Source organism: Streptomyces sp. NPDC033177, assembly GCF_055577715.1.
Genome location: NZ_JBVIPS010000011.1, coordinates 311,793 through 327,184 on the forward strand (window position 1 = coordinate 311,793; position 15,392 = coordinate 327,184).

Sequence of the window (15,392 nt, forward strand, 5' to 3'; positions counted from 1 at the left end):
GGTGCGAGGGCCGAAGAAGGGCCGATCAGGCGCTGACTACAGCTCCTTGATCCTGATGTCCCGGTACGAGATCACATCCGTGACCCCATGCACCTGGAGGCCGACATAGCCGGACGAGTAACGCCGTCCGTCCGTACCCGGGTCGTCGCCACGCGGCGGAGTGAAGACCTGGCCGCCCGTGTTGTCGAACTCGTTGATCAGGACACCGTTGCGGTAGATCGAGTAGTGCTGGTCCACCACCTTGATCTCGTAGTCGTTCCACGTGCCCTTCGGGGTGACCCCGGCGCCGCCGAGACCCACCCGGTCGAAGCCGTAGATCGACCCCGTCTTGTACATGTCGCCGTCAGGCCGGTCGAGCATCTGCACCTCGTGCCCGTACTTGATGGCGACCCACTCCGGACGCGACTCCTCCGGGTGGTCGTGGACCTGCGGGAAGCGCACGAAGGCGCCACCGTTGGCGTTGCCGTTGCCCGGCGCGTCGTCCCGCCACTGCAGCTTCAGCGAGAAGTCGCCGTACTTGCGCTCGGGGAACCACAGCATGCCCATGCCCTCGACGGTCGTGCTGCTGGTGATCGAACCGTCGGCGTTCAGGCCGAACTTGCCGCCACCGACCTGCTCCCACTTGTTCAGGGACTCCTGGGTGCCGTCGAAGATCTTGCGGTAGCCGTCCGTCTGGCCCGGCTTGCCGATGCCGGACTGCTTGGCGGCCTTGTTGATCTTGTTGTACTCGCGCTGGTCGATCTCACCGGCCTTCAGGAGCTTGTCCGTGACGCTCTTGACGTGCTTCAGGAAAAGCGCGTGGGACGTCCACTCCTTCTCGTCCTCGATCATCTCGTTGATGCGGCACCGGTTGTTGGTGACGCGGTTCGGGATGCCCGTGTCGACCGTGCCGACGATGACGGTCAACCGCTCGTCGAACTCGGCGCAGTTGGGGGCGGGCACGCCACCACCCTCGGCGACGGTGAAGGACACGTCCTTCGCCTCTGCTGTGTTGCCCGCCTTGTCGCTCGCGCGGTAGGCCACCGTGTGCCGCCCCACGCGGTCGACGACCACCGGGTCGCCGTACGCGAGGTACGGGCCGCCGTCGAGGGAGTACTCGACCTTGTCGACACCGGAGTCGGCGTCGGTCGCGCTGACCGTCACCTTCGCCTTGCCGACGTACGCGCCGTCCGAGTTCTTGTCGCCCTCGACCTTCGCGGTGGTCTCCGGCGGCGTCTTGTCCTCGACCGGCGGCGTGACCACGGTGAACTCGACGGACTTCTCGGCCGCCTGGTTCCCCGCCTTGTCCGACGCGCGGAAGCGGATCTTGTGCGCGCCCGCCGCGTGGACCATGACCGGCGCGGTGTACGCCGTCCACTCGCCGCCGTCACCGACCGCGTACTCGATCTTGTTGACACCGGACCCGGTGTCGGACGCCGTCACGGTGACGGTCGCCATCCCGAGGTACTCGCCCTTGTCGTTCTTCTCGCCCGTCACCGTGGCCGAGGTCTCCGGTGGCGTCTTGTCGTCGGACGAGGGCGGGACCACCGTGAAGTCGACGGATTTCTCCGCCGCCACGTTGCCCGCCTTGTCGCTCGCGCGGTAGCGGATCTTGTGGGTGCCCACCTGGTCGACGACCACGGGCGCCGTGTACGGCTGCCAGGGGCCGTCCGCCCCGACCGCGAACTCGGTCTTGTCGACGCCCGAACCCTCGTCGGTCGCCGTCACCGCGACGGTGGCGGAACCGACGTACGCGCCGTCCGCGTTGGTCTGCCCCTCGACCTTGGCGGCCGTCTCGGGAGCGGTGGTGTCCTCGCCGCCGCCCTCGGTCACCACAAGGATGCCCTGCATCGAGCCGTGGCCCGGGATCGTGCAGTGGTAGCGGTACCGACCGGGCGTCAGGGTGACCTCGGCCGTGTGCTTGCCGCCCTGGTCGTCGTTCGGGTTGGCCAGGATGTTCAGCGGTACGTCGTTGTTGTACTCGGGGTCCGAGACGTCGAACGTCAGCGTGTGCGGCATGCCGGTGTTGTTGCCGGTCGCCTCACTGTTCTCGAAGACGATCGTCGTCGCGCCCGCGACCGCCGTGGTGGGCGCGGAGGCGTACTTGTCGATCGCGTTGTCCGCGGTCCAGGTCAGTGTCTGGGCCGCTGCCCGGCCCGGGTTGTCGGGCTGGCTCGCCGCCGTGGAGGTCAGGCCGAGCACCATCAGGAGCGACGCGAGAAGCGCCGTCCAGAGTCTTCGCTTGTCCACGGTGGGCATCATCCGGCCTTCCTTGCCAGGTCCTTGGCGGCCGGTGTGGCCGCGCCGCCCGAGTAAGTGACGCGCCACAGCGCCGACTTGGAGTCCGAGGTGAAGAAACCGCGGCCGTAGTCGAGGACGTAGAGCGAACCGTCGGCGGCGAACTTCCAGTCCATGAGGTTCTTGATGCCGTCGTTGCCGATCGGGATGATCTTCTTCAGGGATTCGGCGTGCGTGGGCAGGCCGCCGTTGCCGACCGTCTTCGGGTCGGTCAGGACCGCGTGCCGGGGCTGGTCGGCGTCGTAGAAGTCACCGACGAACCACTTGCCGTCCCAGTACGAAGGCCACTTGTCCGCGCTGGTGTTGGCCGCGTCGAAGCGGTAGACCGGGCCGTTCATCGTGGCCTGGCCGCCGCCCTTGAGCCACGGCAGGAGGGTCTTCTGCTCCTCCGTCTTGTAGCTCGGGACGCCCTTCGCGTCGCGCGGGTAGTCGACGCCGCCGCCCTGCGGCGAGTACCAGATGTTGTTGGGCTCGGCCGGCGGGATGTTCACCAGGCCGTCGTTGTTGGGCGACTCGTTCTTGAGATTCTTGCAGTCGTACCAGCCCAGCGGCTTCGTCGGGTCCGGAAGATTGCGGTCGCGGTAGGGCTGGTTGTTGCCCATGCAGTACGGCCAGCCGCGGTTGGAGGCGTGCGTGATGGCGGCGAACGTGTCGTACTTCGCCGGGCCCCACGTCGTCGACGGCGCGCCGGCGTCCGGGCCGACCCAGCCCGCGTACAGCGTGTCGGTCTCCTTGTCGACGGAGATGCGCGCCGGGTTGCGGACACCCATCACATAGATCTCGCCGCGCGTCTTGCCGCCGCCCTCGTCCGGCTCCTTGCCGGTGAAGAGGTTGCCCGAGGGGAGCGTGTACGTCCCGTCGGCCTCCGGGTGGATGCGCAGGATCTTGCCGTTGAGGTTGTTGGTGTTGCCCGCGGTGCGGCGCGCGTCGGCGAACGAGACACCCTTGAAGTTGGGCTGCGGGTTGTTGCCCGAGTATCCGTCGCTGAAGCCGGACGAGTTGTTGTCGCCGGTCGCGATGTAGAGGTTGTTCTTGGAGTCCCAGGCCATGCCGCCACCCGCGTGGCAGCAACTGTGGATCTGTACCGGCCACTTGAGCAGGACCTTCTCGCTGGCGAGATCCAGCTTGTTCGTGGCCTGGTCGAGCGTGAAGCGCGAGACGTAGCGCTCGGCCATGTGCGTCTCACGGTTGATCTTCGAGTGAGGTGTGTAGTGCAGGTACACCCAGCCGTTCTGCTCGAACTTCGGGTCCAGCTCGATGCCGAGCAGGCCCTCTTCGACCTTGATCAGCTCATCGCCGCCGCCCTTGTTGCCGAAGATCGTCAGCGCTCCGGCGAGGGTCGTCTTCTTGGTCTTGGGGTCGTAGACGTGGATCTCGCCCTTGCCCTTGCCGATGTCCGGGTTGTTCCAGTCGGTGACGACCGGCTGCGAGGAGTCGGCGCCGCCGCGTCCGATGTAGAAGACACGGCCGTCGGGCGACGTGACCAGGCCGTGCGGCTCGCCGATCTGGTCGTTCTGGCCCGGCTGGTTGGGCTGGGTCAGGCGCGACGCCTTGTAGTTGGCGGTGATGGTCGACTTGCAGTCGGCGCGCGCGATGCGGCTCGTCCACAGCAGGGCGCCGCGCAGGTGCCGGCGGAAGTCCGTCTCGTCGTACGAGGCAGCCGTGCCGCCCATCCCGGTGTAGAAGGAGCGCCCGCCGTCGTAGTCACGGCACCAGGAGACCGGGTGGTCGGCGCCGTTCTTGCTCGCGCCCGGCTGGTAGGTGGACTCCCGCACGCGGGCCACGGTGTGGACCTCGCCGGTCGGGTTCTTGGTCCAGTTCAGCCACTGGTCGGGGCGCTTCCACTCCAGGGGCAGGTCCTTGGTGGCCGGATTCTCCCGGTCGCCGACCTCGACGGTGGCGCGCTGCACGTTCGTCGGGCTCGAATCGGCCGGGCGGGCACCGATCAGGCCGGTGAACCAGGTCGAGTACGGCTCGGCGCGCGCCGCGTCATGGATGCCGACGAAACCGCCGCCCGCCTCCATGAAGGCCTCAAGGCCTGCTTCCTGCTCGGCGTCGAGGACGTCGCCGCCGCCGGTCAGGAAGGCCACCGCGTTGAACTTGCCGAGCTTGGCCTCGTTCGTGAAGACCGAGGGATCGTCGGTCGCCACGATCTTGAACCGCTCGGCGGCCGGGCCGCTCTGGCCGATCTTCTCGATGGCCTCGATGCCCGCGTTCACGACGGGCGACTCGTCGCCGCCCGCCGCCGATCCGTGGAAGACGAGGACACGCACGTTCGCCTGGCCGGGCGGCGACGGCAGGGACATCGTTGTCAACGGTGGCTCGGGATAGGGCCGCGCGGTGGCGGCCTGTGTGGAGAGCGCGCCGGTGACCATGACCCCGGAGATCAGGGCGGCGGCCCAGGCGCGGCGTGTGCGGCTCCGGTTGTGGTCGTTGCGGTTCGATCTGCGTCTGGCTCTGCTCAACCCTCGTACAGCCAAGGGCTCTTGATGCGGTGTGAGCCGCATGAGTACACCCACCCCTCGTCGGTCACAGCAACAGGCGCGGACGAAGCTAGACCTCTTTTGGCCACTCGCCAATAGGTACGGACGGAATACCGCGAACTTTGTCCTGCGTGTGGATAAACGCAGATCCCCCCGATACCGTGTGGCCGTCCCGGGGGCCACCTGCGCCCCGTCAGTCTCCGTACCGCAGTGGGGAGTTCGGCATGGACCGACGGAGCTTCAACCGACGGATGCTCGTGGGTGGGGCGGTCGCGACGGCCGGGGTGACATCGTTGTCGCTGGCCACCGCGCCCGAGGCGAGCACGGCCGAAGGGCCCAAGACCGCCCCCGCGGGCGGCGAGGTGCGCCGCATCAAGATGTACGCCGAGAAGCTGCCGGACGGGCAGATGGGCTACGGCCTGGAGAAGGGCAAGGCGTCCATCCCCGGCCCGCTCATCGAGCTGAACGAGGGCGACACGCTGCACATCGAGTTCGAGAACACGATGGACGTGGACGCCAGCCTGCACGTGCACGGCATGGACTACGAGATCTCCAGCGACGGCACCAGACACACCAACAGCCATGTCGAGCCGGGCGGCAAGCGGACCTACACCTGGCGCACCCACGCCCCGGGCCGCCGCAAGGACGGCACCTGGCGGCCGGGTACGGCGGGTTACTGGCACTACCACGACCACGTCGTCGGCACCGATCACGGGACGGGCGGCGTGCGCAAGGGGCTCTACGGCGCGCTGGTCGTGCGCCGCAAGGGTGACCTGCTGCCGGACAAGACGTTCACGATCGTCTTCAACGACATGACGATCAACAACAAGGCGGGGCACGACAGCCCCAACTTCGAGGCCACGGTGGGTGATCGGGTCGAGTTCATCTCGATCACGCACGGCGAGTACTACCACACGTTCCACGTCCACGGTCACCGCTGGGCGGACAACCGCACGGGCCTCCTGACCGGCTCCGACGACCCGAGCCAGGTCCTCGACGACAAGATCACCGGGCCCGGTGACTCCTTCGGCTTCCAGGTCATCGCGGGGGAGGGGGTGGGCGCGGGCGCCTGGATGTACCACTGCCATGTGCAGAGCCACTCCGACATGGGGATGGCGGGGTACTTCCTGGTGAAGAAGGCGGACGGCACCATCCCGGACTACGAGCCGCATCACCCTTCGACCGTGAAGAAGTCCGGCGGGTCGGCTGACTCCGGTAAGTCGGCCGACTCCGGTGACGTCAAGTCCGGTGCGTCCGGGCACGATCACGGCTAGGGAGTCGGGGCCCCGGCGTCACACGGCGAGGGCGCCGATGTCGAGGACGGTCCACGCCGTGAACGGCTCCTCCTGTACGTAGATCCGCGGGCCGCGGCTGACGGTCCGGCGCCGGCCGAGCGGGTCGCCGTCGGGTCCGACGAGCCGTCCGGAGGCGTACGGCAGTACCTCCTCGTGCCGGAGCTCGGCGTGCACCAGCCGGTCGTGCTCGTCGCCGTACCCGCCGAAGAAGGTCACCTGGCCCTTGCGCACGGCCAGCGCATGGGCGCCCGCCAGGGCGTTCGCGCGCTGCCGGACCGGGCGGTCCTGGCGGATCTCCAGAAGGGCGAAGTCGCTGTAGGGGCAGACCCAGACCGCTTCGTCGGTCACGTTGACGGCGTAGCAGTCGTAGATCTCGCTCGTGCCCTTCGACGTCTCGTAGACCCACAGGGGCTCGCCTTCCGCACTCCAGCAGCGCAGGCCAGGGTGGCTGAGCTCGTCGTCCCCGAAGACCCCTTCGTCGAAGTAGCCGACCCACAGCCGCCCTGCCCGGTCGGTCAGGAGGGCCTCGATGCCGTCGCCGACGCGGAAGGCCCAGGACTCCCGCCCGAGCGGGTCGAAGATCTGCACGTGCTGCTCGGACCTGCGGCTGCGCGCGTCCGCCACGACGAAGCCGCCGTCGGGCAGCGCGTCGACCTGCGGGAAGCGTGCCCGCACCGCGCTGAGTTCCGTCGCGTGGTCCCGGCCGTCGGTGTCGACGGTGACGACCACCGCGTCGTACGGCTTCATCGCGCCACGTCCGGCGCCCGGTTCGCGCGCGGTGAGCAGCCAGTGGGCCTGCCCGAAGGCGTCGACGGTGCTGTGCGCGATGTGGCGGTCGTGAAAGCGGCGGGGCAGCCGCGCGTACGGGGTGAGCGGCGTCTGAGGTGCGTGGGGCCGGGAGATGGTCCCGGCGCTCTTCGCGGCCGGCCGGGTGCGGTGCTCGGCGTCGCCCTTTCTGTTCGTCATGTGGAGATCGTGTAGGACAGGCCGATCCTCGCGCCATCCCTTTACCCACGGGTCCACGTTGGGTGTACTCCTTGTACGCGTCATCCATGCGCAGCACGTACGTCCCCTGTGCGCATCCCTCCGTGAACTGCCATTCAAGGGAGCCGAGTTGAGCAAGGACAGCGTGTACGACTACGTCATCGTCGGTGCCGGTTCAGCGGGCTGCGTCCTCGCCGCGCGGCTCTCCGAGGACCCCGCGGTGCGGGTGGCGCTCGTCGAGTCGGGGCCACGCGACGGGAAGCCCGAGATCCGTATGCCGGCGGCTTTCCCGAAGCTGTTCAAGACGCCCTACGACTGGGACTACTCCACCGTGAAGCAGCCCGCGCTCGACGGCCGCGAACTGTACTGGCCGCGCGGCCACACGCTGGGCGGCTCGTCCTCGATGAACGCCATGATGTGGGTACGCGGCCACCGGGACGACTACGACGCCTGGGGCGAGGCGGCGGGGCCCGAGTGGTCCTACGACGCGTTGGAGCCGTACTTCCGGCGCGCGGAGCGGTGGACGGGCGGGTCCGGTAGGGCGGGCGAGGGCAGCGTCTACGGCGGTGACGGGCCGCTCTGGATTTCGCCGCCCCGCGCCCTCAACCCGACCACCGGCGCGTTCCTCGACGCCTGCCGCGACGCGGGCCTGCGCGAGCTGACGGAGCTGAACGAGCCGGACCACAGCGGCTTCGCGCTCACCCCCGTCAATCAGCGCCGCGGGCGCCGGTGGAGCGCCGCCGACGGCTACCTGAAACCGGCCAGGCGGCGCCGCAACCTGGACGTCCTGACCGAAGCACGGGTCCGCAGGCTGGAGTTCGACGGGATACGCGTCGCCGGGGTCATCGCCGACGGTGTCCCCGGCAAGCTGATCGCCCGCCGCGAGGTGATCCTCTGCGCGGGCGCGATCGGCTCCCCGCAGCTGCTCCAGGCCTCCGGCGTCGGCGACCCGGACGACCTCGCGAAGGCGGGCATCGAACCCCGCATCGACTCCCGCGGCGTGGGCCGCAACCTCCAGGACCATCTCGCCTACGCGGTCACCATGCGCTGCCCGGAGCCCGTCACGCTGACCGGCGCGGACTCCCTCGCCAATGTCGGCCGCTTCCTGCTCGGCGGGCGTGGCCCGCTCACGTCGAATGTCGGAGAGGCCGTCGCCTTCATCAAGACGCGGCCGGAACTTGCCGCCCCCGACATCGAGTTGGTCTACGCCCCCGTCCCCTTCGTCCACCACGGCCTGACCCCGCCCACCGAACACGGCATCACGATCGGCGTGGTGCTGCTCCAGCCGGAGAGCGAGGGCCGGATCACGCCGAGGGGCCCGGGCGTCGGCTCCGCGCCGCTCATCGACCCCGGTTATCTGACGGCAGAGGCCGACATCCGCACGCTCGTCGCCGGGGTGCGCCGCGCCGAGGAGCTTCTCGCGGGGCCCGCCCTCGGCCCGTACACGTCGGGGCCGCTGGCGCCGCATCCGGGAACGGTCGACGACGCGACGCTGGCCCGGACGATCCGCGGAGCTTCCGAGACCCTCTACCACCCGGTCGGCACCTGCCGGATGGGCCTCGACGACGCCTCCGTCACCGATCCGACGCTGCGGGTGCGGGGCACCTCCGCGCTGCGGGTCGTGGACGCGTCGGTCATGCCGCGGATCACGCGCGGCCACACGCATGCCCCCACGGTGGCGCTCGCGGAGAAGGCGGCCGAGCTGATCAGGGCGGACGCGCGCGGGTGAGGAGGGCGGGTGTCGAGTGCGGGTGTCGAGGGCGGGGGGACCTCTCCGCGCCCCGCCCACCGGTCGTATCCTGACCGGCGCACCAGCCAGCCGCCCCCGAGGAGCCCCACGTGACCGAGCCGCCGAGCGCCGCCCCGCGCCCCACCCTGGAGGCCGTGGCCGCCCGAGCCGGAGTCTCGCGGGCCACGGTGTCCCGTGTCGTCAACGGCGACACGGGCGTGCGCGAGGTACTTGCCGAGAAGGTCAGGCTGGCGGTCGACGAGCTCGGCTACGTCCCGAACCGCGCCGCCCGCAGCCTGGTGACCCGTCGGCACGACGCGGTCGCCGTGGTCATCGCCGAGCCGGAGACCCGCGTCTTCGCCGACCCCTTCTTCGCGCTTCAACTGCGGGGCATCAGCCAGGAGTTGACGTCGCGTGACGTGCAACTGGTGCTGCTGCTCACGGAGGGGCGGGACGATCACGAGCGGGTCGGCCGCTACCTGGCCGGTGGCCATGTGGACGGCGCCCTCGTCTTCTCCCTGCACCTGGACGATCCGCTGCCCGGCATCATCCAGGGCGCGGGGGTGCCGACGGTCTTCGGCGGCCGGCCCGGGTGGCCGGACGGGACGGTGACGACGCCGTACGTCGACTGCGACAACCGCGGCGGGGCGAGGGAGGCGGTCCGCCACCTCCTCTCGCTGGGCCGCACGCGGATCGCGCACATCTCCGGCGCGCTCGACCAGACGTCGGCCGTGGACCGGCTCGACGGCTTCCGCGACGTGCTTCCGGAGGCGGGGGAGAGGTTCGTCGCGCACGGCGACTTCACCCCGGCGGGCGGCGAGCGGGCGATGCGCGAGCTCCTCGACCGCGTCCCCGACCTGGACGCGGTCTTCGCCGCCAGCGACCTGACGGCGTCGGGAGCGCTTCGGGTGCTCCGGGAGCGGGGGAAGCGGGTGCCGGAGGACGTCGCGGTGGTGGGCTTCGACGACATGCTGGCGGTGGCCGAACAGGTGGACCCACCGTTGACGACGGTGCGCCAGGACATCGAGGAGATGGGCCGCCTCATGGCCCGCATGCTGCTGTCCCGCGGCGACCTGCCCCCGGAAAGCGTGGTCCTCCCGACAAAACTGGTCCGACGGGGCTCTGCGTAAGACCAGGGCACTCCGATCCCGTCGGCTTCTCGGCCCCGCCCCGCCCTGCTCACCGGTGCCCCCGGTCTCGGGCCGCGACCGACCTTCATGCACCAGCGGCACCCCGCCCCTGCGCCAGCGGCACCCCGCCCCTGCACCAGCGGCACCCCGCCCCTGCACCAGCGGCACCCCGCCCCTGCACCAGCGGCACCCCGCCCCTGCACCAGCGGCACCCCGCCTCCCGGAACGCCACCCCCGGCGTCCCCGCCCCGAGGCCCAGGACCGCCCCCCCGTCCCACGAACGAGTGCCCTCGTTCCCCCGCACGGTCCACCCGTGTTTTTGTCGCACCGATGGCGGGTGAGGCTCGGTTCAGCACTTCCACTCTTCCGGAGGTAACACCATGCGCAAGTGCGCGATCCTGGCAGCAGCGGCCTTTGCCGCGGTCACCGTCATCGGCGGGGCCGGTTCCGCCGCCGCCGACGGCCCCGGCTCCGGCGCCTACGCCGAGGGCACGGCTCACAAGTCGCCGGGCGTCCTGAGCGGTAACGTCGTCCAGGTTCCCGTCCACATCCCGGTCAACGCGTGCGGCAACTCGGTGAACGTCGTCGGTCTTCTGAACCCGGCAGCCGGCAACCACTGCAAGTAGGTCTCCGGACCGGCGGGCGATCCCTGCCGGACGGCACGCCGCCCCGTCGCGACCAGTGCGCGACGGGGCGGTGCACGTGCGGGGGGTGGGCCCGCTCGGGAGCCGGGGTCAGGAGCCGACGCTCACCGTGAACCGGCGCGGGTTGCCGTCGTGCGCTGCCCCGGACACATCGGGCTCACCGTCCGGCCGTACGTCGTCGTACGGGAACGCGTAACCGATCGGCGAGTTCGCGTGCACCACGCGGGCCCAGTGGTTGGTCACGTCACCCTTGTAGTAGTCCCCGGCACCGGCCCCGTTCGGCTGCTCCGCGTGCGACAGCATGATGCTGCGGTTGAAGCCCGCAGCGAGCCGCGCGAGCAGGCCCTTCTTGTCGTCGGAGTCCCCGGGGTTGTTGGTGAAGGGCCCGTGGTTGCAGGTGAAGATGTCCTTCGACGTCGGCTTCGGGAACGTGTGCCCACCGTTGAACGTCAGCGTGTCGCCGCTCACGCGCCCCGTGAACACGCCCCGGCCGCCCTGGAGGTCGATCTTCAGGTCGGTGCCGCGGTACTTCTCCCACGCCTCGTCGATGTAGCTGTTCCACACGTCCCGGAACGGCATCTCGTTCGGGCGGTCGAAGTACGGGGCCATGAGGTTCTGCGGCGAGATGACCCGGAGCACCTTGTCGCCGTCGCCGCGGATCACCAGATCACCCCACGGCTGCCCGTCCTTCTCGCCCTGGGCCACGAGATCGGCGGCTATCTTGTCGACGGCGCCGTCCGGCAGCGGGGCCACCGTGTGCGTGCCGTCGCCCTCCAGGGTCAGCCCGATGGGCAGCGCCGTGACGAGGTCCACGTAGCTGATGTTGGCGTACAACTGCGAACTGTTGAAGGTGAATTCGCAGAACGACCAGGTGCGCCCGTAGTTGGCGTCCTCCTTGGTCGCGAAGGCGGGCTCGACCAGCGAAGGGCCGGGGTTCAGGAAGAAGTCCAGCTTGTCGTCCCGCACGAAGTAGACGCGCGCGCCGTACATCTGAGGCAGCGTCAGTACCTTCGGTGCCGAACCTGCCGCGCCGAGCGGAATCGCGCAGTCGACCGGCAGCGGAGTCTGAGGGGCCGACGGCGAGTCGGGCCGGTAGACGCCCCCGTCCGGCTTCAGCAGGACCCAGCGGTCGGTGCCCTGCTCGTGTCCGGTGACGTAGGCACGCACCTCTCCGGGCAACGACTTGTTCTGCAGGGCGAGTTCACAGGTCGCGGGGGCTGCCTTGGCGCCGGGGCTGAGGGCGCTTCCCCAGACGGGATAGGTGAGGGCTCCGGCGGCTCCGGCGGCAGTGGACAGGAACACTCGACGCGAAATCACGGAAGGTCTCCCGGGATGTGTGGGGGGATGTCGTACGGCCGTGTGGGGGGTGGTGGCCGCGTGGTGCGACCACTGTTGCGTCGGCCCATTCGGTCGTCAAGAGTTGTGACTGAGAGCGCTCTCAGAAACTTGCTTCTTTCACAAGGTGGCAGCGCGCGCACTGTCAGTGCCGGGTGTCAGACTCAGAAGGACGGCAGAGAGATGCGACAAAGGAGTCGATCATGCTCAATACCCGTTATGTCGTGGGCGCTCCCGCGTGGGTGGACCTCGGCACCCCAGATCTCGAAGGTTCCCATGCCTTCTATCGCGCACTGTTCGGGTGGGAGTTCCTGTCCGGCGGCGCGGAATTCGGTGGATATGGCATGTATCAGGTGGACGGGAAGACCGTGGCAGGAGCGATGACCGTCCACGCCGACCAGGCGCCTCCGTCCTGGACGGTCTACTTCAGGACGACGGACGCCGACGCGACGGTGAAGGCGGTCGAGCAGGCCGGCGGCAGCACGGTGTACGAGGCGATGGACGTGGGCGACCTGGGCCGCATGGCCGTCCTCAGCGACGCCCAGGGTGTCGGCTTCGCGGTGTGGCAGCCGGGCACGAACAAGGGCCTCGATCTGGTCGACGCCCCGAACAGCATGTGCTGGACCGAGCTCTACACCCCGGACATCACGGCGGCCCAGGAGTTCTACGCCGCTGTGTTCGGCTGGGGCGCCACCACCCAGGCCTTCGACGGCGGTTCGTACACGATGGTGCACCCCGCGGGCGGCACCGCGGACGACATGTTCGCCGGCCTGTGGCCGCTGTCCGACGCCCCGGACGAAGCCGAGGCCGGTCCGTACTGGACCCCGTACTTCCAGGTGACCGACATCGACGCGGTGCTCGCCCGGGGCGAGCCTGCGGGGGGCACGGTGCGGGTGGCGCGCATGGACCTCGCGGGCGTCGGCAGCTTCGCCAAGCTCGCCGATCCCTCGGGGGCGCGGTTCGCGCTGATGCAGCCGGAGGTGCCGGACGCGGGGTGAGAGCGGTGGCGAAGGCGCCCGAAACAGTGCACGTCGCAGCGTTGATCGTTCGTTGATTTCCTGTTTCGCGCGCCCTGCCAGCATCGACGGCATGCAGATCCACATGACAGCCGAGCCGGAACTCGCCTGGCAGGAGCAGGCCCTGTGCGCCCAGACCGGATCCGAGTTCTTCTTCCCGGAACCGGGCAGCTCGGTGCGCGAGGCCAAGTACATCTGCCGGCTCTGCGAGATGCGCCCCGCGTGTCTCGAGTACGCCCTGGCCCATGACGAACGGTTCGGCGTCTGGGGAGGCCTCTCGGAGAAGGAGCGGCTCAGCCTCAGGCGTACGTGACCGTGAACCTCCTCGTGCCCGCCGGAATGTGTACGTCGTCCCCCGTGACCGTCAGGTGGCGCCCGTCCGCCGTGACCGCCCGCACCGGGCCGAACCGGCACGGATAGACGTACCGCACCTGCCTCGGCGTCCGCGTGATGTCCACGGTCACCTTCCGCCCGCCCGCGTCATGGTGAGCCGGTAGCCGAAGGGCGCGAACGGGGTAGGGCACTTGAGCCCGTCCCGCCCAGCCGCGCCACATGACCTCGTAGAACATCCATTCATGGGTCTGTGCCATGGGTCCCCCCCCCGTGCCCGCCGTTGCACCGGGGAGGGCGGTCGTAAATCGGTTCGGCACGGGGGTCCTGTGCGGTTACGATCCGGGAGCGCGGGCGGACCGAACACTCCTGGTCCGCCTGGGTGTGGGGTCCTGTAGAGCAGAGGCAGACTCACCGCCATGGCATGGCGGATACGCCGGTTCGAATCCGGTCGGGACCACGAGCGGACGGCACGGTCGGGGCGGGACGGATGAGTGAGAGCGGCGGGACCGGCGAGTCGATCAGCGAGGCCGACCTCGCGGTCTTCCACGACGTGGTCGGCAGGCTCCGCGCGCTGCCGGTCGACGACCCAGCACGGCTGCGGGCCGAGCAGGTCGCCGCGTCCTTCGCCCGCGACGGACGGCTGCGCAGGCGCAAGGCGCGCGGAGCCGAACTCTCCGCCGCCGACGCGGCCGTGATGGCCGCCACCGCCACCGGGGCAGACGACCGCCGTGAGGACGCGCCGCTGGTCGCCGAGGAGGCAGCGGTCGCCACCCCAGGTGCCGCGGGTGTCACGGGAGCCGCGGGTGTCGCGGGAGTTTTCCGGCGGCCCCGGCCCTGCTACGTGTGCAAGACGTCGTATCGACAGGTCGACTCCTTCTACCACCGGCTCTGCCCCGACTGCGCCGCCGACAACCGCTCCCGGCGCGGGCTCGCCACCGATCTGAGCGGGCGCCGCGCGCTGCTCACCGGAGGCCGCGTGAAGATCGGCTTCCAGCTGGCCCTGATGATGCTGCGCGACGGTGTGGAACTCCTGGTCACCAGCCGCTTCCCGCACGACACACGGCGGCGCTTCAGTGCCGTGCCGGGCAGCGAGAAGTGGCTCGACCGGCTCACCGTGCTCGCCGTCGACCTGCGTGATCCGCGCCAAGTGCTCGGCCTGTGCGAGGAGTTGCGGCAGGAGGGCGAACCGCTGGAAATCCTGGTCAACAACGCGGCGCAGACGGTGCGAAGGCCGCCCGAGTCGTATGCGGCGCTCATGGCGGGGGAGTCGGCGCGGCTGCCCGCCGGGGCCCGTGGCGCGCCCGGGTTCCGGCCGATGGGGGCGCTGGGGGGCTCCGCCGCGACGCGGGGCGCGCTCGCTCTCGTCCTGAACGAGGCCGACGAGGCGGGCCTGCTGCACGATCCCTCGCCGGAGAACTCCTGGTCGGCCCGGCTCGGTGACCTCGACCCCGCCGAGGTCCTGGAGACCCAGCTGGTCAACGCGCTCGCCCCGGCCCTGCTCTGCGACCGGTTGCTGCCGCTGCTGCTCGCCTCGCCGCGCCCCCGCACGTACATCGTCAACGTCACCGCGGTCGAGGGCCGCTTCGCGGTGCGCAACAAGACGGCCGGGCATCCGCACACGAACATGGCCAAGGCCGCCCTGAACATGCTCACGCGCACGAGCGCCGCCGAACTCGCCGAACGCGGCGTGCACATGTGCGCCGTCGACACCGGCTGGATCACCGACGAGAACCCCGCACCGAAGAAGGACCGCATCGCCGACGCGGGCTTCCGCACGCCCCTCGACGTGGTGGACGGCGCGGCCCGTATCTACGACCCGATCGTGCGCGGAGAGGCGGGCGCGCCGGTCTCGGGTGTCTTCCTCAAGGACTACCGGGAGGCGGAGTGGTGAACGGCCTCTTGAAGGCGCCGAGCGCGTCTCCACTTCGCGGCCGGGACGGAGACGTGGCGGCCGTACGCAGCGTTCACCGTTGAGCTTGTGAGGTGGGACCTTTCTCATAAACCCGAATCCCGAGCCCTCGGCCCGCCCTGGGGATACGATTCACCGCAAGGCGGGGCGTAGCGCAGGGGCTGTCGCGCCGGTCTCCAAAACCGGAACACGCTGGTTCGATTCCAGCCGCCCCGCCCCCTTCGCCATTCGCTGTCCCCGGGCCGGTTCCGCCGGGC

General features: G+C 70.0%; 12 protein-coding genes and 2 tRNA genes. 9 read left to right on the forward strand and 5 right to left on the reverse strand.

Going from position 1 to position 15,392, the window contains the following annotated elements; translation table 11 throughout:
- Positions 1-36: 36 nt before the first annotated feature.
- Positions 37-2,241, reverse strand: coding sequence for an OmpL47-type beta-barrel domain-containing protein (locus ACZ5U5_RS34165; protein ID WP_469029519.1), 2,205 nt, complete (start codon positions 2,239-2,241; stop codon positions 37-39).
- Positions 2,238-4,784, reverse strand: coding sequence for a ThuA domain-containing protein (locus ACZ5U5_RS34170; protein WP_469029522.1), 2,547 nt, complete (start codon positions 4,782-4,784; stop codon positions 2,238-2,240). Before ACZ5U5_RS34170 ends, ACZ5U5_RS34165 begins: the two co-directional genes overlap by 4 nt.
- Positions 4,785-4,984: 200 nt before the next feature.
- On the opposite strand from ACZ5U5_RS34170, the gene ACZ5U5_RS34175 reads away from it, so the two are divergent.
- Positions 4,985-6,034 carry a multicopper oxidase domain-containing protein gene (locus ACZ5U5_RS34175; protein ID WP_469029524.1) on the forward strand — a complete coding sequence of 350 codons (1,050 nt, stop codon included), beginning with the start codon at positions 4,985-4,987 and terminating at the stop codon, positions 6,032-6,034.
- Positions 6,035-6,052: 18 nt separating this feature from the next.
- On the opposite strand, the gene ACZ5U5_RS34180 is transcribed toward ACZ5U5_RS34175, so the two are convergent.
- Positions 6,053-7,021 (reverse strand): hypothetical protein, encoded by a 969-nt coding sequence (locus tag ACZ5U5_RS34180; RefSeq protein WP_469029527.1) that lies wholly within the window; start codon positions 7,019-7,021, stop codon positions 6,053-6,055.
- A 148-nt stretch (positions 7,022-7,169) separates the two neighbouring features.
- Here ACZ5U5_RS34180 and ACZ5U5_RS34185 point away from each other — a divergent pair, with 148 nt between their 5' ends.
- The 3 genes from ACZ5U5_RS34185 to ACZ5U5_RS34195 all read left to right on the forward strand — a co-directional run bounded on the left by ACZ5U5_RS34185 (position 7,170) and on the right by ACZ5U5_RS34195 (position 10,524).
- Positions 7,170-8,768, forward strand: a complete 1,599-nt coding sequence (locus tag ACZ5U5_RS34185; protein WP_469029530.1) for a GMC family oxidoreductase — start codon at positions 7,170-7,172, stop codon at positions 8,766-8,768.
- A gap of 110 nt (positions 8,769-8,878) precedes the next feature.
- On the forward strand, positions 8,879-9,898 hold the full coding sequence (locus ACZ5U5_RS34190; protein ID WP_469029532.1) for a LacI family DNA-binding transcriptional regulator: 1,020 nt from the start codon (positions 8,879-8,881) through the stop codon (positions 9,896-9,898).
- A 380-nt stretch (positions 9,899-10,278) separates the two neighbouring features.
- Positions 10,279-10,524 (forward strand): chaplin, encoded by a 246-nt coding sequence (locus ACZ5U5_RS34195; protein WP_469029534.1) that lies wholly within the window; start codon positions 10,279-10,281, stop codon positions 10,522-10,524.
- 108 nt (positions 10,525-10,632) lie between these two features.
- On the opposite strand, the gene ACZ5U5_RS34200 is transcribed toward ACZ5U5_RS34195, so the two are convergent.
- A complete protein-coding gene (locus tag ACZ5U5_RS34200) occupies positions 10,633-11,859 on the reverse strand; it encodes a glycoside hydrolase family 64 protein (RefSeq protein ID WP_469029536.1) in 1,227 nt (408 codons plus the stop codon).
- 221 nt (positions 11,860-12,080) lie between these two features.
- Here ACZ5U5_RS34200 and ACZ5U5_RS34205 point away from each other — a divergent pair, with 221 nt between their 5' ends.
- On the forward strand, positions 12,081-12,875 hold the full coding sequence (locus tag ACZ5U5_RS34205; RefSeq protein WP_469029539.1) for a VOC family protein: 795 nt from the start codon (positions 12,081-12,083) through the stop codon (positions 12,873-12,875).
- Positions 12,876-12,966: 91 nt separating this feature from the next.
- Entirely contained in the window at positions 12,967-13,206 is a 240-nt protein-coding gene (locus ACZ5U5_RS34210) for a WhiB family transcriptional regulator (RefSeq protein ID WP_469029542.1), read from the forward strand.
- Here the strand turns inward: ACZ5U5_RS34210 and ACZ5U5_RS34215 are convergent.
- Positions 13,193-13,483 carry a hypothetical protein gene (locus tag ACZ5U5_RS34215; RefSeq protein WP_469029545.1) on the reverse strand — a complete coding sequence of 97 codons (291 nt, stop codon included), beginning with the start codon at positions 13,481-13,483 and terminating at the stop codon, positions 13,193-13,195. The two genes, ACZ5U5_RS34210 and ACZ5U5_RS34215, sit on opposite strands and share 14 nt — an antisense overlap.
- A gap of 128 nt (positions 13,484-13,611) precedes the next feature.
- On the opposite strand from ACZ5U5_RS34215, the gene ACZ5U5_RS34220 reads away from it, so the two are divergent.
- From ACZ5U5_RS34220 to ACZ5U5_RS34230, 3 genes are all read left to right on the forward strand, one after another.
- Positions 13,612-13,683 (forward strand) — tRNA-Ala (locus ACZ5U5_RS34220).
- Positions 13,684-13,713: 30 nt separating this feature from the next.
- A complete protein-coding gene (locus ACZ5U5_RS34225) occupies positions 13,714-15,117 on the forward strand; it encodes an SDR family NAD(P)-dependent oxidoreductase (RefSeq protein WP_469029547.1) in 1,404 nt (467 codons plus the stop codon).
- Between the two features lie 161 nt (positions 15,118-15,278).
- Positions 15,279-15,351: transfer RNA gene (locus tag ACZ5U5_RS34230), tRNA-Trp, on the forward strand.
- The last annotated feature ends 41 nt before the right edge of the window (positions 15,352-15,392 follow it).

Excerpts from the sequence above, each read along its gene's own strand:
- ACZ5U5_RS34165 (WP_469029519.1), bottom strand. The coding sequence starts at position 2,241 with ATGATGCCCACCGTGGACAAGCGAAGACTCTGGACGGCGCTTCTCGCG.
- ACZ5U5_RS34205 (WP_469029539.1), top strand. The coding sequence starts at position 12,081 with ATGCTCAATACCCGTTATGTCGTGGGCGCTCCCGCGTGGGTGGACCTC.
- ACZ5U5_RS34195 (WP_469029534.1), top strand. The coding sequence starts at position 10,279 with ATGCGCAAGTGCGCGATCCTGGCAGCAGCGGCCTTTGCCGCGGTCACC.
- ACZ5U5_RS34225 (WP_469029547.1), top strand. The coding sequence starts at position 13,714 with ATGAGTGAGAGCGGCGGGACCGGCGAGTCGATCAGCGAGGCCGACCTC.
- ACZ5U5_RS34180 (WP_469029527.1), bottom strand. The coding sequence starts at position 7,021 with ATGACGAACAGAAAGGGCGACGCCGAGCACCGCACCCGGCCGGCCGCG.
- ACZ5U5_RS34210 (WP_469029542.1), top strand. The coding sequence starts at position 12,967 with ATGCAGATCCACATGACAGCCGAGCCGGAACTCGCCTGGCAGGAGCAG.
- ACZ5U5_RS34170 (WP_469029522.1), bottom strand. The coding sequence starts at position 4,784 with ATGCGGCTCACACCGCATCAAGAGCCCTTGGCTGTACGAGGGTTGAGC.
- ACZ5U5_RS34215 (WP_469029545.1), bottom strand. The coding sequence starts at position 13,483 with ATGGCACAGACCCATGAATGGATGTTCTACGAGGTCATGTGGCGCGGC.
- ACZ5U5_RS34175 (WP_469029524.1), top strand. The coding sequence starts at position 4,985 with ATGGACCGACGGAGCTTCAACCGACGGATGCTCGTGGGTGGGGCGGTC.